Annotated in this window: 15 protein-coding genes; 10 read left to right on the top strand and 5 right to left on the bottom strand. The window is 44.8% G+C overall.

From position 1 onward, the window contains the following. Window positions 1–138 precede the first annotated feature (138 nt). The 7 genes from FBF61_RS24850 (at window position 139) to bshC (ending at window position 10,582) form a co-directional block, all read left to right on the top strand. Window positions 139–372 (top strand): PspC domain-containing protein, encoded by a 234-nt coding sequence (locus tag FBF61_RS24850; RefSeq protein WP_138482416.1) that lies wholly within the window; start codon window positions 139–141, stop codon window positions 370–372. Between the two features lie 160 nt (window positions 373–532). After that, window positions 533–1,711, top strand: coding sequence for an acetyl-CoA C-acyltransferase (locus FBF61_RS24855; protein WP_138482418.1), 1,179 nt, complete (start codon window positions 533–535; stop codon window positions 1,709–1,711). 105 nt (window positions 1,712–1,816) lie between these two features. Further along, window positions 1,817–2,824, top strand: coding sequence for a glycosyltransferase family 2 protein (locus FBF61_RS24860; protein ID WP_138482420.1), 1,008 nt, complete (start codon window positions 1,817–1,819; stop codon window positions 2,822–2,824). Next, window positions 2,821–3,936, top strand: coding sequence for a glycosyltransferase (locus tag FBF61_RS24865; protein WP_138482422.1), 1,116 nt, complete (start codon window positions 2,821–2,823; stop codon window positions 3,934–3,936). Before FBF61_RS24860 ends, FBF61_RS24865 begins: the two co-directional genes overlap by 4 nt. 49 nt (window positions 3,937–3,985) lie before the next feature. Next, window positions 3,986–6,829, top strand: coding sequence for a putative Ig domain-containing protein (locus FBF61_RS24870; protein ID WP_229215209.1), 2,844 nt, complete (start codon window positions 3,986–3,988; stop codon window positions 6,827–6,829). Window positions 6,830–6,968: 139 nt separating this feature from the next. Then, window positions 6,969–8,783 carry an acyl-CoA dehydrogenase FadE gene (locus FBF61_RS24875; RefSeq protein WP_138482426.1) on the top strand — a complete coding sequence of 605 codons (1,815 nt, stop codon included), beginning with the start codon at window positions 6,969–6,971 and terminating at the stop codon, window positions 8,781–8,783. Between the two features lie 248 nt (window positions 8,784–9,031). Next, window positions 9,032–10,582, top strand: a complete 1,551-nt coding sequence (gene bshC, locus FBF61_RS24880) for a bacillithiol biosynthesis cysteine-adding enzyme BshC (RefSeq protein WP_138482428.1) — start codon at window positions 9,032–9,034, stop codon at window positions 10,580–10,582. 17 nt (window positions 10,583–10,599) lie between these two features. Here the strand turns inward: bshC and FBF61_RS24885 are convergent, their stop codons facing one another. From FBF61_RS24885 to FBF61_RS24895, 3 genes are all read right to left on the bottom strand, one after another. Further along, complete coding sequence (locus FBF61_RS24885; RefSeq protein WP_229215210.1) at window positions 10,600–11,658, bottom strand: hypothetical protein; 1,059 nt, start codon at window positions 11,656–11,658, stop codon at window positions 10,600–10,602. Continuing rightward, entirely contained in the window at window positions 11,618–12,226 is a 609-nt protein-coding gene (locus FBF61_RS24890; protein WP_138482430.1) for a hypothetical protein, read from the bottom strand. The genes FBF61_RS24885 and FBF61_RS24890 overlap by 41 nt, the downstream gene beginning before the upstream one ends. A gap of 229 nt (window positions 12,227–12,455) precedes the next feature. After that, window positions 12,456–13,019, bottom strand: a complete 564-nt coding sequence (locus tag FBF61_RS24895) for an RNA polymerase sigma factor (RefSeq protein ID WP_138482432.1) — start codon at window positions 13,017–13,019, stop codon at window positions 12,456–12,458. 198 nt (window positions 13,020–13,217) lie between these two features. Between FBF61_RS24895 and FBF61_RS24900 the strand changes: the two genes are divergently transcribed. Then, complete coding sequence (locus tag FBF61_RS24900) at window positions 13,218–14,441, top strand: 4-hydroxy-3-methylbut-2-enyl diphosphate reductase (protein WP_138482434.1); 1,224 nt, start codon at window positions 13,218–13,220, stop codon at window positions 14,439–14,441. A 188-nt stretch (window positions 14,442–14,629) separates the two neighbouring features. Further along, window positions 14,630–20,092, top strand: coding sequence for an alpha-2-macroglobulin family protein (locus FBF61_RS24905; RefSeq protein WP_138482436.1), 5,463 nt, complete (start codon window positions 14,630–14,632; stop codon window positions 20,090–20,092). A 4-nt stretch (window positions 20,093–20,096) separates the two neighbouring features. On the opposite strand, the gene FBF61_RS24910 is transcribed toward FBF61_RS24905, so the two are convergent. Further along, the gene (locus FBF61_RS24910; protein ID WP_138482438.1) at window positions 20,097–20,837 is read right to left on the bottom strand and encodes an MIP/aquaporin family protein; all 741 of its coding nucleotides are present in this window, start codon (window positions 20,835–20,837) and stop codon (window positions 20,097–20,099) included. A gap of 157 nt (window positions 20,838–20,994) precedes the next feature. On the opposite strand from FBF61_RS24910, the gene purB reads away from it, so the two are divergent. After that, window positions 20,995–22,350 (top strand): adenylosuccinate lyase, encoded by a 1,356-nt coding sequence (purB, locus tag FBF61_RS24915; RefSeq protein ID WP_138482440.1) that lies wholly within the window; start codon window positions 20,995–20,997, stop codon window positions 22,348–22,350. Between the two features lie 129 nt (window positions 22,351–22,479). On the opposite strand, the gene FBF61_RS24920 is transcribed toward purB, so the two are convergent. After that, window positions 22,480–25,029 carry an adenosylcobalamin-dependent ribonucleoside-diphosphate reductase gene (locus tag FBF61_RS24920; RefSeq protein WP_138482442.1) on the bottom strand — a complete coding sequence of 850 codons (2,550 nt, stop codon included), beginning with the start codon at window positions 25,027–25,029 and terminating at the stop codon, window positions 22,480–22,482. Window positions 25,030–25,290 lie beyond the last annotated feature (261 nt).

The following is a 25,290-nucleotide window of genomic DNA, read 5'->3' on the forward strand; positions in this document are numbered from 1 at the left end:
CCACACATGTCAACTTCTGACCATCCTTAATCACCAAAATCCGCCCAACTTCACTTCCAGGAACCGTTTGTAAAGAAAAAATAGCCTACTTGGTAATACATAGTACCTTTGAATCAACAATAACAAAACGCAATAGCCATGAACAGCAATAGATTATTTCGCAATACCAATAACAAGATGATTGGTGGTGTAGCTTCCGGCCTGGCCGACTACTTCCAAATTGATGTCACAATCGTAAGGGTACTTTTCGTAATGGCAATTTTTATCCCATTTTCGTTCCCGATCGTATTGTTCTATATCATTCTCTGGATCGTGATGCCGGACATTGCAAAGCAGCCTAAATCATTGGAGGAAAGGCATATTTCCTCATAAAATTAAAGGCTCCATCAGTAAAAGTCAGGTAGTTGCAAACCGCAGGAAAACAAATTTCTGCGGTTTGTTGTTTTACTTTTAATTGCTACTTTTACCTATGGTATGCAGGCATACTACTTCAATATTCCCCCTTTTTTCGTTGACCTAAAACCACATTAATATGAACGCATATATTGTAGCCGGATACCGCAGCGCAGTCGGAAAAGCAACCCGCGGCGGTTTCCGTTTTACACGTCCTGATGATCTGGGAGCAAAAGTGATTAAGTATTTGCTCGAAAAACTACCGGAACTCGATCCCGCCAGAGTGGACGATGTGATTGTGGGAAATGCAGTACCGGAGGCGGAGCAGGGTATGCAGATGGGACGGTACGTAGCACTGCTGGCTCTCCCTAAGAATGTTTCAGGTATTACGATCAATCGTTATTGCGGCTCGGGCGTGGAGGCAATTGCAATGGCGGCGGCCAAAATTCATGCTGGAATGGCGGAATGTATCATAGCAGGAGGAACGGAATCCATGTCAATGGTGCCAACGATGGGCTGGAAAACCGCTCTTAACTATGAAATCGCGCATAGTAATCCTGATTATTATCTGAGTATGGGACTTACCGCGGAGCAGGTTGCCAAGGATTACAATATCAGCCGGGAAAAGCAAGATGAATTTTCATTTCAGTCGCATCAGAAAGCGTTGAGGGCCCAGAAAGAAGGCTGGTTCGCAGATGGTATAGTCCCTGTAACCGTTACGGAAACGTATTTTGACGCTGCATCCGGCAAGAAAAAAACAAAAGAAATCACAATCAGCCAGGATGAAGGCCCAAGAGCTGATACATCTTTGGAGGCTTTAAATAAACTCAAACCGGTTTTTGCAGCCGGAGGATCTGTGACCGCCGGCAATTCTTCACAAACTTCAGACGGAGCTGCTTTCGTAGTAGTCATGTCCGAAAAAATGGTGAATGAGCTCAATTTGAAACCTGTGGCACGAATGCTATCTTATGCAACGGCAGGCGTAGATCCCCGGGTTATGGGCATCGGACCGGTAGCTGCTATTCCGCTGGCACTGAAACAGGCTGGCCTGAAATTGAATGACATTGAGCAGATAGAGCTTAATGAAGCCTTTGCAGCGCAGTCACTGGCTGTAATTCAGGAAGTTGGGATCAACCCCGAAATCGTTAACCCAAACGGCGGCGCGATTGCGATCGGCCATGCTTTGGGGTCCACCGGGGCCCGGTTGTCGGTACAGCTGATTAACGAAATGCGCCGACAAAACCAGAAATATGGTATGGTAACCGCCTGTGTAGGGGGTGGCCAGGGCGTGGCCGGGATTTATGAAAGATTGAATTAAAGCCCTAAGTCGTCAAAATCATTATTTTCCAGGTCTCGGCGGAAGTGCTGTTTGTCTTCCGCCGAGAATCTTTATTTTTGCCCGATCAATCATGCCCGTCTCTTCATGGATGTATCCATTATTATTATTAATTACAGAACTCCTCAGCTAATAATCAACTGTTTACATTCCATATATCAGTTTACTTCTGATGTGAATTTTGAAGTGATCGTTGTAGATAATGACCCGGAAAACGGCGGCGGGGCATTGATCAGAGAGCGCTTTCCAGACATAAAATGGATTGACATGGCTTTTAATTCGGGGTTCGGGATTGCCAATAATAAAGGAATGTCGGAGGCGGAAGGAAAGTATTTGCTGCTACTCAATGCCGACACCCTGGTGTCGGATAATGTCATCGGCAGGTGTTTTGAAAAAATGAACAAACGACAGGATGTAATTGCCTGCGGAGCCCTACAATATTATGCGGACGGCACGCCGATGCCGTTTTACAAAAGCTTTAACGAATTCCGCAAGACGTTTTTTATCCTTCCTCCAAACCGAGTGATCGGTAAAGTCATCGACTGGCTTTATCCTGAGCCAAAACATAGCGACCCGGATCAGTATGATTGGCTCGTTGGCGCATTTATGTTTGTACGTAGGGAAGGATTTGAAAAAACCGGCGGTTTCAGCGACAATTTTTTTATGTACGGAGAGGATGTGGAATGGTCGGGCAGGCTGGGAAAGCTGGGCAAGCTGTGTTACTTCAAAGACTGCACATTCATACACCTGGAAAACAATAACCCCTTCCGGCGCACCAATATTTCATGGATCAACCGGTTCAGCACGCAAATGCAGGTATCCAATTTTTTGTGGATCCGGAAGCAGTACGGGATATTTCAGTACTTGATGCTGATCACGCATTACTTAACAATGACACCGGTGGTTTTTATCTGGAAAATGTTTTTCAATTTGAAAAAATACGGGAATCCATTGAGAGAATTAAAGACACAACACATTTATGCAAGAAAAATCTATGTCCTTCTGAAGTACTTCCGGAAAACCTTATTTTTGGGGAAAGGACAGTTTAAAATCAAACCAAATGAGAACATAGATTTGCTAACATCTTCTACATGAAACAAGTAAAAAAAAGAATTCTCTTTTTTACACCCTATGCCACACGCACCGGATCGGAGATGATGCTCCTTTATATCGTTAAAAAGATTGACCGCAGCCGCTTTGATATAGGTATTGTAAGTTTTGCCAATGGTGAGCTGCTCAAAGAATTTCCGGAGGATGTTCCGGTTTTCATTGCTCCGAGGAAATTCAATGTCCTGCAAAAAATCTCATATCACCTCGGCAGAAACCCTACCCTGAGATACCTTCAAAAACTCGCAAAAGAATTCAAGGCTGATTTTTGGTATGTAAATACAACCATGATCCCCGAAACAATCATTGTTGCGAAAGAATTTTCTATCAAAGTTGTCACACATTTTCATGAACTGCCGCTGACCTACGCTTACCTGAGCGGGACGGACTTCAAAAGTATCATCAACTATTCGCACCTTCTGATCGGATGCTCCCAAACCACCTGCGATGCCCTGAAAAATGCCGGTGCCAAAAATATAGGACTACTGTACTCCTTCATTGATAACACCAAAGTCGTACACGATGCAACCCGGACCTTGGCTCTGAGAGAAAACCTGGGGATTCCCCGCAATGACTTTATCTGGATATTGTCGGGCATGACCTCCGAGCGAAAAGGTTTTGATATGTTACCGGATATTGCACAAGAATTGAATGATCCTCACGTTCATTTGATATGGGTGGGTGACAGGATCGACGACGGACTGGTATATTACACCGAGCAACGCTGCCTCCATTCCGGCTTGCGAACCAGAGTTCACCTGGTCGGAAAGCAAAAAGACGACTATTATAATTACCTCAATCTAGGAGACGGTTTTTTGCTTACTTCCCGCCAGGACCCCTTTCCGCTGGTTATGATAGAAGCTGCCCTGCTCGGCAAGCCTATTGTTTCATTTCCTTCGGGCGGGGCTTCGGAATTCATTCAGGATGGAATGGGGATTGTTACTGAAGAGCTGAGTGTGAGACAGATGGTCTCGGCTATGCGCGCGATCATGGAAGGGAAAATAGCTACTGATCCGTCAAAAAGTGTAGAAGTGGCAAGTCTTTTCAATGTAGAAAATGGTTATAACAACTGGATCGGATTAATTGACCAAACTCAATAGCATGTACAAATCTACGCCTGTCTTTAATTTAATATGTAAAATCCCGCACTTGTTCATTTGTTGGGTTATTTCCATACAATTAGTTTCGGCGCAGACACATACCAGAACAACTGAGGCCGATCCCCAGCGCTACCTTGCGCTCATGCTTCTCAACCTGACTGCTCCCAACGACAGAGGGCCCGAACCAGACCTGATCCGGACCGCCAGCCAATTGGGCCTGAATGCAGTTTACATTACCATACCCTGGGACAAGGTTTATTACAATTCCCCGACCGAAACTCCGCAGTGGGCCAAGTACGATGAGCAAATTAAAATTGCGACGGACCTTGGTATGAAGGTCGCACTGAGAATTCATCTTGGCCGCTATAACACCCGTATAAATGGTTTCTGGAACGTTGCCGACAATCAGGTGAGCCAGTCGAACCAGCCGCTGGTGAGTGGATATGGTGATACTTTCTTTGGATTTGACAATCAAACTCTTGTTAATAAAGGAATTGACTTTGTAAAAGAAACTGTAAACAGATACAAACATCTCCAGACCGAGAATAAGCTTTTGTATGTTTCCGTCACCAACACGTCCACGCAGGAAGGTGAATATCCCGGCGGTATTATTCTCAATGGAAAAGAGCAGTCTGCCGCATTTGATTATTCCAAATCCATGATAGCAGGTTTTCAGACCTGGTTACAGACAAATTATAAAAAAATCCAGCGCCTCAATTTTTTATGGGGAACTTCCTACAAATCTTTTGCAAATGCCACGGCTCCTTCCACTCCCTGGGAACCGGGAGACTCCTTCAAGCAGCGGGCCGGAAAGGACTGGTACATTTACCGCCACATTATTCTTAAAAAATATACCGAGCAAATGATCGCCGCTGTGAAATCGGTGAATGGTAACATTAAGTTTGTCTCCGACTACGGCTCGGTTTTTGACACACAGTCGGCAGTGAGGGGAACACTGGGATTCAGGGACTTGAATGAAAAGTCAGACGGTATCAAGATCAATGATAACCTGGCTTCACACGACCACCGCTGGTCTGTTGATATTCTGAAAAGCAGCGCTCCGGCTAATTTTATAACGGCCAATGAGTTGTTTGTCAATGCATACTTTGATAACAACGCCCACCTGAAACAGATCAATGAGAATTTTGAACATGGCGCCAATGTGGTAGCAGTAGTAATATCCGCTACCGACCAGATGTCCAGGTCCGAGTCATTTCTAAGACAAGCTGCGTCGAATTGGCTCAATAAACCGTTGACCCCGATCATCTACAATGAATCTGTAGGTTACCGGCTGTCCGCCGCAGTGGAAAAGGGGGGGCCGTTGAATGTGGTTTACAGCGAATGGGCAAAACGCGCCTATGCCGATCCTGCCAATCCGAGGCCTGTTCGGGTCAATCTGGATGAGGATTTGCTTTCACCTTCGTATTGGGATGATGCCACCAACTACGATCCTTACGTTTTCCGCCCGGTCCCGATGCAGATCATTCCGATCAATAAAGATTTTACCTACCGACTGCCAATGGATACGTTTTCGGACGTGGACGGTACTATCGTCCGGATGGATGTGGGTACACTGCCATCTTGGCTAAGATACGAATCGGGGCAGCTGAGAGGGAGACCCACTGCATTGGGCGACTTCCGGATTTTGGTAAAAGGTATCGATGATGAGGGCGGATCAGCAGAAGCATATCTGACGGTCCGGGTGGATGAGCGCGAAAATACCAACAAGCCGCCCACTGTCAGCAGCAATTTTACCAACCAGCTTGTAGCGGTCAGTCAACCTTTTACATTGACAATCCCGAAAGGTGCGTTTATAGACAGCGATGGACAGATCACCAACATTGAAGCGGGCGGACTTCCTTCCTGGCTTAATTTTTCGAACGGAGTACTCAGCGGGACACCAGCCAGCGTCGGAGAATACAGGATTATTCTCAAAGCGTATGACAATCTTACTGCCTTCGTCGAAACCTATTTTACCATCAAGGTCGTAGAACCCCAGTACCTGAACTCCCCTCCTTATGCGAGTGGCACGCTGCCGGTCAAATATGCCCAGCTCAATATGCCCTTCAACTACATTCTTCCTAACGGTATTTTTGGAGATCCCGATGGTTATATTTCATCAATTTCCTTGCAAAACCGTCCTTCCTGGCTTGATTTTTCATTAAATGTCTTTTCGGGAACACCGACCGAGGAAGGGGAATACCGGCTGATCGTTCGGGCCTATGACAATTCAGGGGCTTATGTAGAAATCCCGTTTATTATCAAAGTTGAAATTCCAAGAATACGATTTGAACTGACAAGAGGGGGCAGTAAGGTAGATCAGCAAGTTTTACAACCACTGGCTGCCGATGATGTGCTTCCCGCCAGTGAATTACCTCCATTGCTGAATATTCTGGCTTATGGAAATTTCGAGTTCGACGAAGTAGCTTTTGACCTGAACGGGCCCTACCGCAAAAAATCCAAAACCTCAAAATTCCCATACGCACTTTACGAAAATGCGTCAGGTTTTGCACCTTATATCGGCCGGTACACGCTCACAGTTACCGCCTCCAAGCAAGACTCAGCCATTATTTCAAATTCCATACAGTTCAGTATTTCCTATGGTGACTCGGTAAATATTACGCGGGATATGGAAGAATGGGCTTTTTATCCCAACCCGTTGGAGGATATTCTGAATATAAAATTGCCGGTGCAACAGGCCGCCACTGAAATCGAGTATTCTCTTATCACGGTTTCAGGGAAACGAATGCAAATCCCTAAAAGCTACGTAACGGTGGCCGATGATCTGGCCAATATCGACTTAACCACGCTCCGTGTCCCTGCTGGCATCTATTTTATCCGTCTGGAAGACAAAGGCTCGCTTTTGAAACAATTTAAAATATTCAAAAAGTAATCTGCCCCGGTCCTGGCCGGTTTTAATTTTTCCGGTGTTTTGCCTGCTTGAAATATTAATGATTTATATTTGTGTTGCGCGCAAATAGTATGCAAGCATACCTTTAATTTAACCTTTACTCTTAAAAATTCATAAAGACATGGCCGTTGCAGAGGATAACAAAACGACTATTAAAGGAGGGGAATTTTTGATTAAGGAGACATCTGCTTCACAGGTTTTTATTCCCGAAGAATTTACCGAAGAGCAAAAAATGATAGCAGATACCTGCCGAGATTTCCTGGGCAAGGAAATCTGGCCACGTCTCGATGAGATCGACCAGGCAAAAAGCACTGAACTCATTTCCGGTCTGATGGACAAAGCCGGAGAACTGGGCCTGCTTGGAACAGCCGTTCCTGAGGAATACGGAGGTTTCGGGATGAATTTCAATACTTCCATGCTCGTGGCGGAAGCGACGGGTGCGGGTAATTCTTTTTCTGTCGCACTTTCCGCACATACCGGCATCGGAACATTACCGATTCTTTATTATGGTGATGAAAACCAGAAAACAAAATACTTGCCTAAACTGGCTTCGGGAGAGTGGAAAGCGGCCTACTGTCTGACAGAGCCGGATTCCGGTTCGGATGCCAACTCAGGGAAAACCAAAGCTGTCCTGACTGGTGACGGAAAGTACTATGCGATTACCGGCCAGAAAATGTGGATCACCAACGGCGGCTTCGCAGATATCTTTATTGTCTTCGCCAAAATCGAAGAGAATGGAAAATCCGACAAAAACCTGACGGCTTTCATTATTGAAAAGTCTTTTGGCGGCATTACCATGAATGAGCCCGAACACAAAATGGGCATCAAGGGATCGGACACGCGGCAGATTTTTTTCAATGATTGCCTTGTTCCGATTGAAAACATGCTTTCCGAACGTGAAAACGGATTCAAAATCGCTGTAAATATTCTGAATATCGGCCGTATCAAATTGTCTGCCGCGGCATTGGGCGGGGCAAAACTCGTTGCGAAGCAAGCGATTAATTATGCTAATGAACGTAAACAGTTCGGTACGACCATCGCTAATTTCGGGGCTATAAAACACAAACTGGCTGAAATAGCGGTCGGGATGTTTGCTACGGAATCGGCTGCTTACCGTGTCGGCCAGAATATCGACGACCTGATTGCCGCATTTCAGGAGAAAGGAATGCCCGACTCCCAGTCGAAACTGAAAGCCCTGGAAGAACTTGCTATCGAATGCGCCATCATGAAAGTGCATGGTTCCGAAGTGCTTGATTTCGTCGTCGACGAAGGTGTACAGATTTATGGTGGAATGGGCTTTTCTGCCGACGCTCCTATGGACCGTGCTTATCGTGACAGCCGGATCAACCGTATTTTTGAAGGTACCAATGAGATAAACCGCCTTCTGATCGTAGACATGCTCCTTAAGCGTACCATGAAAGGACAACTTGACCTCATGGGCCCGGCCACGGCAGTCGGGAAGGAAATCCTTTCTATTCCCGATTTCAATACAGACGAAGATGAAACGCTTTTTGCAGCCGAAAAAAAGGTGATCAAAAACCTAAAAAAGTCAGTACTTATGATCGCAGGTGCGGCGGTTCAGAAATTCATGATGAAACTTTCCGAAGAACAGGAAATTATCATGAACGTAGCTGATATGATAATTCAGATCTATGCCGCAGAATCCGTTCTGTTAAGAGTAGAGAAACGTACCAATTTGCTGGGTGTGGATGCCAACGCCCTGCACAAGGACATTGCTGTCATATACCTGCACAGAGCTGTGGAAAAGGTCAATAATGCAGGAAAAGCAGCCATCACCAGCTTTGCAGAAAGTGATGAACTGAGGGTGATGCTGATGGGCTTGAAACGTTTTACCAAAATTGAGCCCGTAAACCTGAAAGACGCCCGCCGTCGTGTTGCTGACGAACTGATTCGTAAAAATGAATACGTTTTCTAACTGAAACATACAGGATATCTCAGGCTGACAACCTGCACAACTGAAAATCCTATGAAGTTTAAAAGCCGGATCTGTTTCAGGTTCGGCTTTTTTGTATCAGGCAAAACGTTTTTTATTCTATCTCAAATTACGCAATTTTGGGAAACCAAAATCCCGGGGTTTCTCGTTACTACCAAGGTTCGTTTTGACTAAATATCACAAAATTTCTTACGTTGGATTCTCTACTGGCTACTGAAAAACCACCTTTCATGACTCTACATTCTGTGGATCTGCGTACTACCGGGCAATTTCCGGCTTTACTTCTTGATTATCTTGATAAAAAACCTTCTCTGAAAGAATTCTACGGCACTTTTCCAACCCTGGAAAATGCAGGCGAGACGATTCTGAAAAAAGGGAATTTTGATATCGAAAAACGAAAAACCCTTGTAGACGTCCTTACAAAACAATATCAGGGGCTGCCTTATCTGCCAGATTTTTCGAAATTACTGGACGAAAACACCTTTACAGTTACGACAGGCCATCAGCTGAATATTTTTACAGGCCCCCTATACATTATCTATAAAATCGTAACGACCATTAAACTGGCCTCGGCTTTGAAGGAAGCCTATCCCGGTAATAACTTTGTGCCCGTATACTGGATGGCGACCGAAGACCATGATTTCGAAGAGATTGCCTCTTTTCATTTATTTGGTCAAACACACAAATGGACCGGTGAGCATAAAGGTGCTGTAGGCAGGCTGAACCCGAAAGAACTGGAAAGTATTATCAAGCAACTTCCCGACAAGCCGCTTCTTTTCGCAAAAGCATATCTGGAAAATGATACTCTGGCAGATGCTGTTCGATGTTATATGCATGAATTATTCGGCCAACATGGTCTGATTTGTCTGGATGCAGATCACACTGAGTTAAAGCGTCATTTCCTCCCCGTCATCCGGCAGGAGCTTTCCGGGCTGATCTCCGAAAAACTGGTTACAGAAACCACTTCCAAGTTAAATGCCCTCGGGTACCACACCCCACTTCACGCAAGAGAAATCAACCTTTTTTATCTGGATAACAACCTCCGCGAACGTATCACCAAAGAAGGCGACACTTACAGGGTTTTAAATACCGAACTGTCATTTTCGGAAACAGAAATTCTTGATCTTGCAGAAAATAAACCCGATTTATTCAGTCCCAATGTAGTTTTGCGCCCTCTGTACGAGGAGATAATCCTGCCAAATCTTGCATACATCGGCGGCCCCTCCGAAATCCCGTACTGGATGCAGCTGAAAGGTGTTTTTGACCACTTTGAAGTGCCTTTCCCAATGCTGATACCGCGCAATTTTGCGCTGTATGTAAATAGTCAGCAAAGCAAGAAAGCACAAAAATTGAAGATCAATTACAAAGATCTGTTCCTGGACGAAGTAGCTTTGCGTAGGATTTTTATTGAAAAAAACTCAACCCATACCTTAAATCTGAACGATCAGAAAGCTGCTTTCCACAACATATTTGACGAAATTCTTGATAAAGCAACGGCAGTGGACCAAACCATGCTAGGTGCAGTAAAGGCCGAACAGACCCGGTTGCTTAATTCTCTCCAGCATCTTGAAAAACGTATTTTGAGGGCCGAAGAAAGAAACCATGAATCTGAAATCCATCAGTTAATTGGCCTTAAAAACAAGCTGTTCCCGAACGGAATCGCCCAGGAACGCTATGATAATCTGTTGAATTTCTATACCAATGATTCCAGCTTTATCCAAAAGCTTTTCAAAGCTTTTGACCCGCTTGACTTCAGGTATAATGTACTTTTGGAAGAATAATTACTTGATTTACAGTCTTATTCTTTCAGCCTGACATCACCAAATTTTGAATTAACAGTTATTTTGGTACCTGACCCGGCGCCCACTTTCCCCTGATATTGTCTCGATTTGTGTGCCTTTTCCTCCTTGGAAGGCTGTTGAGAGAAATTCACATTGGTGGAAGGATAACTGAAACTGCCGTAAGTTACCGTCACATTGAACTGATTGGCCTCAGCAGGCAAAACAACCGAAGAGTAAGCTGCCTGGATATCCACATTTTGTGCAGAATTGGAGAGTTCATCAATTTTGAAATTCCCGGAATAATTCAGCTTGATTTTCCCCGAACCCCGCATAGTTCCGATTTTGGCGCCCGAGTAATCAATATCCGCATCCAGATTGGTCACATCACCAATGCTAAGATCACCGAATTTATTGCTCAGAAATAATTTCTTCGCCTGATCAAGTTTCAGATTTGAATATTGGAATTCCAGTTTACCCCCATCCATCTTGCCGATCTTGGCACTTCCATATTTGACGTCAATCGTATTTTCAGCATTGTCCAGCACATTGGCTATGAAATTTCCGTAGCGCGAGTCGATTGTCAGCGGCGCGTGGAAGGAGGGGATATCGGTATCACCAAACTTATTACGCACAATCAGCGCATTCTCTTTTGGCATATACACTGTATAATCGATGCGGATAAAGTTTTTTTCCCCTTTTTTGTTATTCCAACCATTGTTACCAAACTGGCTCCGGTTGATATTGGTCGTAAGGCTGATCTGATTTTTGACTCGTTTTTCATCGATGCTGACGGAGCTCAGGTACTCCGCGGCTCTTTCGTCAGTAGGCGCATTGGCCGTTACAATGATCTCAACTTTGATCTCTTCTTTACTCCAGAGATTGATCTTTACCTGCCCAAACTGATTATCGACCATCAGCAGATCATGATTTCCAACATCAAACACTTTTACGATATTTCTTCGCTTTTCAATAAGCCCGTTCTGATTGGGATCGGGATTTTCTCCAAATAATGTCTGAGGCAATATAAGGGCAATGCTATATAACAGGTGAATTATTGGTTTCTTTATCGTCGTCATTTTTTACTTTGTTAATGCGTTGCAAAATATCAAGTTGTTGGTTGAGCAAGTCAACCTGCCATTGTAGATTCTGGACCATGGCCTCCAGTAACGCCTCCTGGTTAGGGGCATTGGACAAGTTGGAGCGTAAGGTCTTATAGCTTACTTCCAAACTTTTCAGATCAGCGGCAAAATCCTTATAAAGCTCCGGGTTATTGTGCGCCAGCTTTATGATTTCTTCACGCTTTTGATCAATTGCAACATTGTACTGATTGAATTCGCGTGCATAGGTGGGGACTTTGAGTGCCACGCGGGGATCACGGGTTATTCCGTATTCGTTGTTGAGATAGACCAGAAAACCAATTCCCAGCGCAAGAAAAACACCGGCCGCAATCCGCCAGTCAAAATAGGGACTGTTTAATCGCCTGACTTTCTTGGGGGGCTGTTCCGCGGCTGCCGGCGTTTCAATGCGAAGCTCTCCTTCTATTCGATTCCACAAAGAATCCTGAGGTAAGAAAGTATCAAATCCATCCCTGTTATCCCGCACAAACCGCTCCAATCGATCTTTTTTATCAGAAGAATTTTTCATAGATTCATTAACTTGTAAAGTGTAGAATATTTTTTCAAACCTGTATTTGTTTAAGTGAAAAATCAATTCTTGCTAGCATTATTCTAAAAGTCAAAAGTGGTAATGTTTTGTCAGGAATAGTCATTTTTAGTCAGGGGTCGTCATTTTTTAGCCAAGTTGTTAACAAAAACTACACAAGACAATAAATGACTCTTAATGACTATAAATGACCAAAATCCCCTTCCCCACGTCATCTCACCAGCATGTCCGTCAATTTTCTTTTCGCACGCATGTACTGCGTTCTTGACGTTGTTTCGCTGATTCCAAGCACTTCGCCGATTTCTTCATGGTCGTACCCTTCAAATAAATAAAGGCTCAGCACAACCCGGTAACCGTCGGGCAATTTTTGTACCATACTTCTGACCCTTTCAATTTCAAGCATGGTATCACTTTCACTCCATCCGAAAGTTTCTTCAATGTGATCACTTTCTTCCATAGTTTCCTTCCACTCTTCAATTTCCACCCATTTCACCTTGCGGCTTCTCATGTGGTTAATGGCCTTGTTAACCACAATCTGCTTCAGCCAGGCCCCGAAAGTCGACTGCTGACGGAATTGGTGCAGGTTCGTGAACGCGTCCACGAAAGCCTCCTGCAAAGCGTCCTCAGCCTCCCCCAAATGATTTAAAATCCGCATGCAAATGTTGAACATAGCTTTGGAGTAACATTTGTACAACTCATACTGGGCTTTTCGCTCCCCGAGTTTACAACGCTCCACCAGTTCTACATGCCGGTCGGTGTAAAATTGTGTTTTCAAGCAGAAGGTTTAAATTTGAACGTTCCGGATAAAGACCACTGCCGTAACAAACATGTTGCACAAATCGAAAGATATTTTTCAAAGTAGACGGCCTGAACAAAGATCTATCGTCGGTTGTTTCTTATAAAAGCAGGGATATCTTTGACTATTGATGAGAAAATATCCTATTTTGTTAATTGCAATCTACCCATTTAGTCAATGAAAACGTTTAACATCCCTGATTTTTACCGGAGCCGTATCATTACACCTATCAAGGATTTCCGCCGTAAAAATGACAAGTTGAAACGGGATTACTCGCCTACATTGCTGGATTTCGGGCCTGTTCAATTCTTGATCGCACGGCATTTCGGATTTTGCTACGGGGTCGAAAATGCGATTGATATCGCCTATAAAGCCATAGCAGAAAATCCCGGGCGCCGGATTTTTCTGCTCAGTGAGATGATCCATAACCCCGATGTCAACCGCGACCTTACCGACCGGGGCGTGCGGTTCATCATGGATACCAAAGGAAATCAGCTTATTCCCTGGCCGGAAATTACGCGGGAAGATATTGTGATCGTACCAGCATTTGGAACAACCGTGGAAAACCAGAAAAAACTCGCGGAGCTGGGTGTCGATTCCCTAATATATGATACTACCTGCCCGTTTGTGGAAAAGGTATGGAATCGTGCGGCGCAGATCGGGGAGAAGGATTATACCATTATTGTTCACGGAAAGCCTAACCATGAAGAAACAAGGGCAACATTTTCGCATAGCAAGGAAAATGCGCCGACACTTGTCATAGAAAATATCGGGCAGGCTGAACTGCTCGCCCAATACATCACCCACGAGCTGCCCGGCTCCCGGTTTTTCTCGGATTTCGAAGGCAGATATTCCGACGGATTTAATCCCGCTAAAGATTTGCAGCGTATTGGGGTTGTGAACCAGACCACAATGCTCGCCTCTGATACACAAGGCATTGCCGATTATCTCAAAAATGTGATGGTAAGACATTATAACCTTCGCCCGGAGCAAGTGGAGGACCGTTTTGCCAATACACGTGACACACTCTGCTATGCTACGAATGATAATCAGGATGCTACTTATGCCTTACTGACGCATTCGGCTGATCTTGTAGTAGTTGCAGGAGGATATAATAGCTCCAATACTTCACATCTGGTTGAACTTTGCGAAGAAAAATTCCCAACCTATTTTATCGAGTCCGTCAATAAAATCCTTGACAAACAGCTGATCCGGCACTTTAACTTGCATACGAAAGAAGAGGTCGTGACGGAAAATTATCTCCCCGGAAATACGCCTGCACGCATCATGCTGACTTGCGGGGCATCGTGCCCTGACGCAGTAGTGGAGGCCATTTTAATGCGGTTACTTTCATTTTTCGACGGCGCAAAACCGATTGAGGAAGTGATGAAGGAATTCTAGTTTTTGCGAAAAAAAAGTATTGCCAGCCGTTTACTCATTTGATATTGGCGACATCAGGATTTGATTCAATTAGCTTTAAATTAGAAGGATGGTTTTTTATAAAAACCACCCTTTTTTTATCTCAATTTTGAAATCAAAACGTTAGTGTGCAAAAGCCCTTTTGCATAGCCGTCCCACCATTATTTCCTATGAAAAAACTCTCTGCGATTTACATTTTTCTTTCTGTTTTCGCCTCCCTGTTTCTAAACAGTTGCTCATCCCTTCACGAGGTCCGGATTGCAGGAACCAATTTCACGGATGAAATCAACCAGTCACAAAATCTTGTTTTTACTTTTAACAAAGACCTGGTCGGAGAAAGCCAGCTCAACAGCTGGGATTCAACGCAATATCTGCAGTTTGAACCCGCAGTAAAAGGCAAATTTAAATGGGCGGCACCTAATGAATTGATTTTTTCCCCGGTTGCCGGTTTCAGTCCCGCAACCGCGTACAAGGCCAGGCTTACCGATCTGCTTTTATCCGGATCAGCCGATAAAAAGAAATACGACTTGTCAAAAAATGTCGTAGCATTCCATACTCCATATTTGCAGCTGATCGACAGCGAGAGCTGGTGGACATTATCCGCAGAACAAAAACAGGAAGCACGCGTAAAGCTGGTTTTCAATTATCCAGTGAACGGCCAGAATATAGCTGAAAAACTAAAAGTCAGCCTGGGAGATAAATCGCTGGATTACAAAATAATACCATCTGTATCCGAAACAACGGTAATACTCGCCCTGGCCCATACCGGCAGCGTTGATAACAATCCGATACCATTAACACTCACGCTTGAAAAAGGCATTAAGGCACAAAGTACATCCTATGTAACGCAAGACGCACTTTCACGAACTATTAGCCTTCCCTCGCCGCTCCATCTGGAAATCGTCGACATCAAAACCGGCTTCGAAAACAATGAAGCCCGTATCCGGGTGGTCACTTCTCAGACGCTGGACAAGGAAAGCATTACGGCAGGTTTTAGTATCAATCCTGTGCTCACTCCGCAAACAGCGATGACTGAAAATGGTTTTACGATCGCAGCGGATTTTAACGAGACAGATACTTATGCTTTGCTGCTCAACAAAAATCTGAAAGGAATGCTCGGCCCGCTACTGGAAAGTGAAGTTTCCCGTGACCTGTTTTTCGGTAAAATGCCTTCGGCGATCTCTTTTTCCAATAAAAAAGCTGTTTATATGACGCCAAAAGGCTCCAAAAATATTGGGGTCCAGATCGTCAATGTGCCTGAAGTACAAGTTCGGATATCGAAATTGTATGCAAATAATATTCTCGGTTATGTGCGCACTAACCGCTGGGGAGATTATGCTTATGTTGACGATGAATGGCAACCATCCGGAGCATATCAGTATGGCGACGATACACAAAGTGAGTACAGCGACGTGGTCGTAGATAAAACGGTTGAAACAAAAAACCTGCCTGTCAGCAAAAATATCTCCGCACTGAATATCGCGCTTCCCGACGATAATCGTCGCCGTGGCGTTTACCTCGTTTCGGTAAAATCAAAGGAAGAAGCTTACCTGGGCGCAACCAAGCTGGTTTCGATTTCTGATATCGGACTTATTGCCAAACAAGGGCAGGACGAGCTATGGGTTTTTGCCAATTCTATAAAGAATAATGAACCGCTGGCCGATCTCGAAATTACACTTATCAGCTCCAATAACCAGACCATTCATACTGTCAACACTGATCGCAACGGTATTGCGCATGTTGACAAACTGGATGAAAAAGCGCCGGGTTTTCGCGTCGCCATGATTACTGCCAATAGTGAGGACGACTTTAATTATTTGCTGTTAAATGACACGCAGGTGGAAACATCGCGATACGAAGTGGGTGGTCAGCGTGATAACACATCTGGTTTTCAAGCATTCATTTATGGTCAGCGGGACATATACCGGCCTGGCGAAACGATACATTTCAATACGGTACTTCGCAATCAAAAATGGGATTCCGCCAAAGAAATACCATTGAAACTCCGTCTCCTGACACCCAACGGACGAGTATATCGTACTTGGCGAAAATCGACCAACAGCCAGGGCGCAGTCGAAACGGAAGTAAAAATGGATCCGGCGGCACTAACAGGCAGCTACATTTTTGAGGTATACAATGCCAACGATGTGCTACTGGCTTCCAGATCGGTAAGTGTGGAAGAATTTATGCCAGACCGTATCAAAGTTGATTTAAGCGGCGCAGCCGATACGTATAAATCCGGCGGAACGGTTATGCTGACAGCCACTGCCCTGAATCTATTTGGTCCGCCTGCTACGAACCGGAATTACGAAATGCAGTCCCAGTACGAGCGTAAAGGCTTTTCCGCGTCTGAATTTCCGGAATATACTTTCAATATCCCGCTCGAAACCGTTTTCGAACGGGAAGTCCGTCAAGGCGTTACCAATGAAAAAGGCCAGGCTACCGAAAAGTTTGTGATCGCGCCAGGACTAAAAGATATAGGTGTGCTAGAAGGAAAGATCTACGTGACTGTTTTTGATGAAAATGGCCGTCCCGTCAATCGCCTGCAACGTTTTGAGGTATTTACACAGCCTGTATTTTATGGTATCCGAATGCCCGATTCTTATCTGGGTGTCAATGCTCCGGTACCGGTAGATATAGTCGGCGTCAATAACAAAGGTGTATTACAAAATGGCATATCCGCTAAAGTTGAAGTCGTTCGTATTGAATACCAAACCGTTGTAGAGAAAAAATATGAGCAACTTCGCTATACCTCGCGCAAAAGCGAGAAAGTTGTTTATTCCAATATCCTGAAACTCGGAGGTGGAATAGGTACGGTTAACTATGTTCCCACGGTATCCGGAGAATACGAAGTGAGGGTACGTCGCCCGGATGCAGATCATTATACGATCAGCCGCTTTTATGCTTATGGATATGGTTTCACGCAATATTCATCTTTTGAAGTAAGCAATGAGGGACAAGTCATTATCAAGACAGATAAGGACAAATATAAAGTCGGAGAATCTGCTAAAATCCTTTTTCAAACACCATTTGACGGCAGGATGCTGGTAACCATCGAACGCAACAATGTGCTCGAACACCACATCATTACAAGCGAGAAAAAGGCTGCTGAATTGAAAATTGACCTGAAAGAGGAATATCTGCCTAATGTATTTATAACCGCAACCCTGATCCGCCCGGTGGACTCTTCGGATATGCCATTGACGGTAGCCCACGGTTTCGCTCCGCTTTTAGTGGAAGATTCTAACCGGTATCTGGATGTAAAAATACTGGCAGCAGAAAAATCCCGGTCCAAAACGCAGCAACAGATCAAGATCAAAACAAAGCCAAATACACAAGTCACATTGGCCATTGTGGATGAAGGCATTCTTCAGATCAAGAATTTCAAAACACCCGATATACACGGTTATTTTTATCAAAAACGGGCATTAGAAGTTACCAGCCACGATCTCTACGCCCAGCTCTTCCCTGAAATCTCTATTTCAGGTACGTCCAGTTTCGGTGGTGACGGCTATGATCTCGAAAGGAGGATCAATCCTTTGAGCAATGGTCGCACAGAACTGGTTTCGTTCTGGAGTGGCATATTGACAACGAATGGAAACGGAGACGCTACTTTCGACGTGGACATTCCGCAATTCAGCGGCGACTTGAGAATCATGGCCGTAGCATATAAGGACAATGCCTTTGGGTCGGCCAGCAGGAATATGAAAGTCGCTGATCCGGTGGTGATCAGTGCCGGTGTACCCCGGTTTCTCAGTCCCGGTGACGAACTGGAACTGCCGGTGAATATCAGCAACACCGAAATCCGCGCAGCCAGCGCCACAGTTTCGTTACAATTATCCGGTCAGCTTACACCCGGAACAAATGCTTCTGCACAAAAAATGGTTATTCCGGCAGGTAAAGAATCCCGCGCGATATTTTCAGTGAAAGCGTTGCAGGCAATCGGTGCAGGGAAGATCATTGTGAAAGTAAGCGCCTTTGGTCAGACATTTTTGAATGAAACCAACATCACAGTACGACCCGCCTCGCCTTTGTTAAAAACCAATAACTCGGGACTGATCGCTGGCGGAAAACAGGGGATCATCGATCTTTCATCCTCATTTATTCCGGGTACAAGCAATAGTCAGGTGATTCTCAGCCGATCACCATTGGTTCAGGGAGGAGGCAAGGCCCTCGCTACCTTGCTGGGCTATCCCTTCGGCTGCCTTGAACAGACTATTTCCAAGGCATTCCCGCAAATATATTTTGCTGATCTCACGAAAGCGATGGCGGCTCCTGTTTACCAGGTCAAGACCGGGGAAAGTGATTTTAATCCGATGACCAATGTTCAGCAGGCCATCCTCAAAATAGAATCGCAACAGATCTATAATGGCGGCATGTCCATGTGGCCGGGTGCCACGACCATAGAAGACTGGTGGGCGACTGCCTACGCTGTGCATTTCCTGGAAGAAGCCCGCAAAGCCGGATTCGAAGTCGATGCAAAAAGAATGGCCAAAGCGATAGATTACCTGACCGCCAAAAGTGGGACAACAGCAAACAAAGAGGTGGTTGTCGCCAGCACAAATACCGGGCTTGCCTATGAAAATGAGCCATTATCAGGTACACAAGTGCGAAAAACCGTCGCGCGCAGGGAGGCCATTTATTCCTTGTACGTGCTGGCTCTGACCGGGCATCCGAACCGGTCTTCGATGAACTATTACAAACAAAATCCGCAGCTGCTGACATTGGATACGAGGTATTTACTGGCAGGAGCTTTTCAGCTCACCGGCGACTCAAGAAGTGCTGCCGCCTTACTTCCTAAAAAATATGTCATTGAAAATGGTTCGCAGATTACGGATCATAGCTACTCGTCTCCGTTACGCAATATGTCACTCGTTTTGAGCACCCTAATCGATACCGATCCGGATAATCCGCAGATAACGCCTCTCGCGCGGCAACTATCCAAAGCAGTTCAGTCGGCAACTTATCTGAATACGCAGGAGGCCGCTTTCGCAGTTTTGGCTTTGGGCAAAATTGCGAAACGTACTTCCGGCTCTTCGGTGACGGCCACGGTCTTTAAAAACAACAAGCCGCTGGCTACATTTAGTGGAAAGGAATTGAAGCTTTCGAAAGGGATTAGTAATCAGAAACTGGCCGTCACTACGCAGGGAAAAGGTGATTTATACTGGTTTACGCAGTCAGAAGGAATGTCAGCTACCGGAACTTTTGTGGAAGAAGATCAGGGATTGACTGTAAGAAGGCAGTTTTTAACAAGAAACGGTGCTCCGGCTTCCGATTTCGATCAAAACGATCTGATTGTTGTAAAACTCACATTGGCCAGCAATAATGGGCTACCCATAGAAAATGTGGTGATAACTGACCTGCTTCCTTCCGGCTTTGAAATAGAAAATCCGAGACTTACTGAGCCGAGGGATATGCCATGGATCAAAAACACATCGATTCCTGACGCTTACGATATCCGTGATGACCGCATTCATTTTTTCACGTCCGCTAACCAGCAGCCCAAAACCTTCTATTATCAGGTGCGGCTCACTTCCAAAGGCACATTTACAGTGGGGCCGGCAGCAGCCGATGCCATGTACCAGGGTGAGTTCAGAAGTTATTCGGGAGGGGGAAAAATAAAGGTTGAGTAGATTCTCAGAAATAAAAGAAGCGCAAAACCAATCCACCGATGATGGCTCCCAAAATGGGGGCCATTACAGGAATCCAGCTATATGTCCAATCGGAACTTCCTTTATTGGGAATTGGTAAAATGGCATGTGCGATCCTTGGGCCCAGGTCACGGACGGGGTTTATTGCATAACCGGTAGTACCTCCAAGCGACAAGCCTATGCTCCAGACCAGCATGCCCACCAGGTAAGGGGTAACCCCGGAAGGAATTCCACCTTTTTCCGGATCCGAAGTACCGGCATATCCGATTACGACTACACCAACGATCAATAGAATAGTGGCAATAAATTCACTCAGGAAATTGGAGCCAGAGGAGCGTATCGCGGGGCCTGTTGCAAAACAAGCCAACTTGGCCCCCGCGTCATCGGTTACTTTCCAATGTGGCAAATACTGAAGCCAAACCAGTACTGCCCCCAAAAATGCCCCGATCAGTTGTGCCGGAATATAGCTGGCAAGCAGGCTGTAATCCTGCCGAAGCACTGCAAAACCAACAGTAACCGCCGGATTCAAATGTGCGGCGGCACTCCCAAAAGCATTGGCAGTGAAAATCCCTATCATCACCGCAAAACCCCAGCCGGCGGTAATAACTATCCACCCCGAACTCTCCCCCTTTGTGCTTTTCAGCACCACATTGGACACAACGCCGTTACCTAATAAAATGAGTACCATTGTTCCAACTAATTCACCAAGAAAGGGGGAAGGCTGCATAAGATTTACGGGATTCAGAGATGAAATGACGAATATGCGAATAGTTTTAAAATATCTGCCACAAATACCAAAAAGAATATTTCATGCTTTATTTACCAGTTTTCGACGCTGATTTCTACTAACTTTGCCTCATAATCTATTCTTTGTACTGAAAATCATGTCTTTAAACCAACTTACGGCCATTTCACCGGTTGACGGCCGTTATTACAAGCAGGTATCCGAACTTTCTGCCTATTTTTCCGAATATGCCCTGATTTATTACAGAGTATACGTAGAAATAGAATATTTCATAGCCTTGTGTGAAATTCCTTTGCCGCAACTGTCGGAATTTGACAAGAAAAAATATCCTGAACTGCGTAACATTTATGAAGAGTTCAGTGAACAGGATGCACTTCATATTAAGGATATTGAAAAGGTTACTAATCACGACGTAAAAGCAGTAGAGTATTTTATAAAAGAGCAATTTGAAAAGCTTGGGATTGAATCGTATCAGGAATTTATCCATTTTGGCCTCACCTCTCAGGATATCAACAATACAGCTATTCCGCTTTCCCTGAAAGATGCGCTGGAACGGCAGATCAAACCATTGTTCCGCCAGGTACTATTCGTCCTGAAAAGAATGTCTATCGAGTGGAAAAACGTCCCGATGCTTGCTTTCACTCACGGACAGCCTGCATCACCTACGCGTGTAGGCAAGGAATTCCTGGTTTTTGTGGAACGGCTGGAACGCCAGCTGGAAATGCTGGACAAAATCCCTCATTCCGCCAAATTCGGAGGGGCTACGGGTAATTTCAATGCGCACCATGTCGCCTATCCCAAGCAGGACTGGATGGCTTTCGGACATCACTTTGTGGAAAGCCTCGGTTTGAAAAGAAGCCGCCATACCACCCAAATTGAGCACTACGATAACCTGGCGGCTACTTTTGACTGTCTGAAAAGACTGAATACCATACTTACGGACCTGAACCGCGATATGTGGACCTACATATCGATGGGTTATTTTAAACAGAAAATCAAGGCCGGGGAAATTGGGTCTTCAGCAATGCCCCATAAGGTAAACCCGATCGACTTTGAAAATTCTGAAGGGAACTTGGGACTGGCATCTGCGTTATTTGAGCATTTTGCTTCTAAACTGCCTATTTCCCGTATGCAACGCGACCTTACCGACTCTACAGTTTTACGTAACATTGGTGTTCCTTTGGCACATTTGGCTATTGCGCTGAACTCGCTGCTGAAAGGTCTTGGTAAAGTGGAATTGAACGGGGAAATCCTGAAAACAGAACTGGAAGAGAACTGGGCTGTTATTTCAGAAGCAATACAAACAATCCTTCGCCGGGAAAGCTACCCGAAACCATACGAAGCATTGAAAGAATTAACGCGTACCAATGAGAAAATCACCCACGAATCTATTTCGAGGTTCATCGAAACGCTGGATGTTTCGGAAAAGATCCGTGAAGAACTTCGTGCGCTGACGCCGTTTAACTATTTGGGCGTGGTTGAAGATACGCATTGATTTCAATTGCGCATTGATCAATTGTCAGGTTGAGCGCAGTTGAAGCCAGGGAGCGATCAAGCTTGTAAACTTCGACTGCGCTCAGTTCGAAACAAAAAAGGCCGCATAAAGCGGCTTTTTTGTTTCGAATCATCCACACTTGGACGATCCGCAGTCTTTACAAGTAAGGCAGCCTTCCTGGTATAAAAGGTTGGTCGAATTACAGTTCTGGCATTTTTGCTTTACAGCCTCGGTACCATCCGGAACATAACGTTTCAATGCCCGTGCCACCCCATTTTTCCAGGTATTGATAGATTCATCCAATTGCAGGCTGCTGATCAGATCAACAACCTTTTCAATCGGCATTCCGTGACGTAATGTACTGGAAATCAATTTTGCATAGTTCCAGTATTCCGGATTGAATTTGTGGGACAGCCCTTCGATTGTCGTTTTGTATCCACGTGTATTTTTATATTGAAAGTCGTAACGTGAACTTCCGTCAGCTTCGCGATTTTTAATGATCAAACCTTCATTAACCCATCTTGGGATCAGGATACCATCTTCATCGTCGGCAAAACCGGTAAAAATCTCATACGGTCTGTCATCGATCAAACCAATAAAAGCAATCCACTTATCCTTCTTGTTCTGGAACCGTACGACGTCCGCCTCCAGAGTTTGCGGTCTAATTGTTGGAAAAGGCGTGTTACCAGCAACCGCTTCCTCTTTTTTCTCAGTATTGGCAATCAAAACACCCGACCGTGAACCGTCGCGGTAAACGGTTACACCCTTGCAACCTGCCTTCCAGGCTTCCATATAACATTCACCTACCAATTCCTCCGTCACATCTGCCGGCATATTAATGGTCACACTGATCGAATGATCTACCCATTTCTGGATCGCCCCTTGCATTTTTACCTTTTTCAGGTAATCTACATCGTTGGAAGTCGCCTTATAATATGGTGATTTCTTGACCAGTTCATCCAGATCTTTCTGCGCATAATTGATCGAAGTATCGTATCCGTTTACTTCCATCCACTGTTTGAACCGGTGGTGGAACACGACATATTCTTCCCACGAATCCCCTACCTCATCCACAAAGTCAACCCGAACGTCCTTGTCATTGGGGTTCACTTTTCTTCTTCTTTTGTAAACCGGCATGAAAACCGGCTCGATACCCGAAGTAGTCTGCGACATAAGACTGGTAGTACCCGTCGGAGCGATGGTGAGTAGCGCAATATTACGACGCCCATACTCCAGCATTTCGTAATAAAGCTGACCGTCAGCCTCTTTGAGCCGTAAAATGAAAGGATTTTCTTTTTCTCTTTCCGGGTCAAAAATCGCGAATGCGCCTCTTTCCCTGGCGGTATGTACCGAACCACGATATGCTTCCAGTGCGACAGTCTTATGGATTTCCTCCGCAAATTCAGAGCCTTCATCGCTTCCGTACCGCAGTCCCAGCGCAGCCAGCATATCTCCCTCGGCAGTGATGCCTATGCCTGTTCTTCTTCCTTCATTCGCCTTGGTCTGAATGTTCAGCCACAGATTTTTTTCAACTCTTTTAACCTCCTCGCCCTCGGGATCTTCGTCAATTTTTTGGAGGATCGCATCTATTTTTTCAAGCTCAAGATCTATAATATCGTCCATCATACGCTGTGCAGCAGCAATATGTTTCTTGAACAAAGCCCAATTGAACTTTGCTTCCGGCGTAAAAGGATTTTCAACGTATGAAAACAAATTGATCGCCAGCAACCGGCATGAATCATAGGGACACAAAGGAATCTCACCGCACGGATTCGTAGATACGGTTTTATATCCTAAATCGGCATAACAATCCGGAACCGACTCGCGGATAATGGTATCCCAGAAAAGAATGCCCGGCTCTGCTGACTGCCACGCATTATGCACAATTTTCTTCCACAGTGCATTGGCGTCGATTTCTTTCTGATGCGTGGGTGTCGCGCTGTCAATCGGATATTGTTGTTTGTAAAGACTTTGAGAATCAACCGCTCTCATAAATTCATCGTCAATCCTGACCGAAACATTGGCGCCGGTAACTTTTCCCTGCTCCATTTTGGCATCGATAAAATCTTCTGAATCAGGATGTTTAATAGCTACCGAAAGCATCAGTGCGCCGCGGCGTCCGTCCTGGGCCACTTCCCGCGTCGAATTGGAAAAACGTTCCATAAAAGGCACGATTCCCGTAGAAGTCAAAGCTGAATTCTTCACGGGAGAACCCTTGGGTCGGATATGCGACAAATCATGACCGACACCTCCGCGTCTTTTCATCAGCTGAACCTGTTCCTGGTCAATTTTCATGATACCTCCGTAGGAATCGGATTCTCCTTTATTTCCGATCACGAAACAATTGGAAAGTGAGGCAATCTGAAAAGGATTTCCAATGCCCGTCATAGGGCTTCCCTGGGGAATGATATATTTAAAATCTCTGATCAGTTCAAAAATCTCTTTCTCACTCATCGGATTTGGATAACGCTGCTCAATCCTGGCAATTTCACCGGCGATACGCTTGTGCATATCGTCGGGAGTGGCTTCATATATAGCTCCGTAAGAATCTTTTAACGCATATTTATTAACCCAAACCCTGGCCGCAAGATCATCTCCTTTGAAATATTTAAGGGATGCCTGATAAGCTTCGTCCGAAGTATAAGTGTGCTCAATTTTTGACGAATTGATGGTTTCCATGAATATAATTGATGTGGTTTTTTGCAGAAAAGCGAGTTTCAAATTTAACTAATTTTTTGCTTTTGTTTATATGTAATTAAAAATAGTTTACAAAAAAATCAGATCACTGTGCTCAAAATCAGATAATTACGGTATTCTTTGACCAAAAATGTTTACATAAAATTATTCCTATCTATTTTCTTGTAAATTATAAGTTTACCGTAACATGCCTGATTTACATATACTTCTTATACCCGTTAAGACTATTAACAATGTCTTTTG

This window comes from Dyadobacter bucti (assembly GCF_005869225.1).
Lineage (GTDB): Bacteria > Bacteroidota > Bacteroidia > Cytophagales > Spirosomataceae > Dyadobacter > Dyadobacter bucti.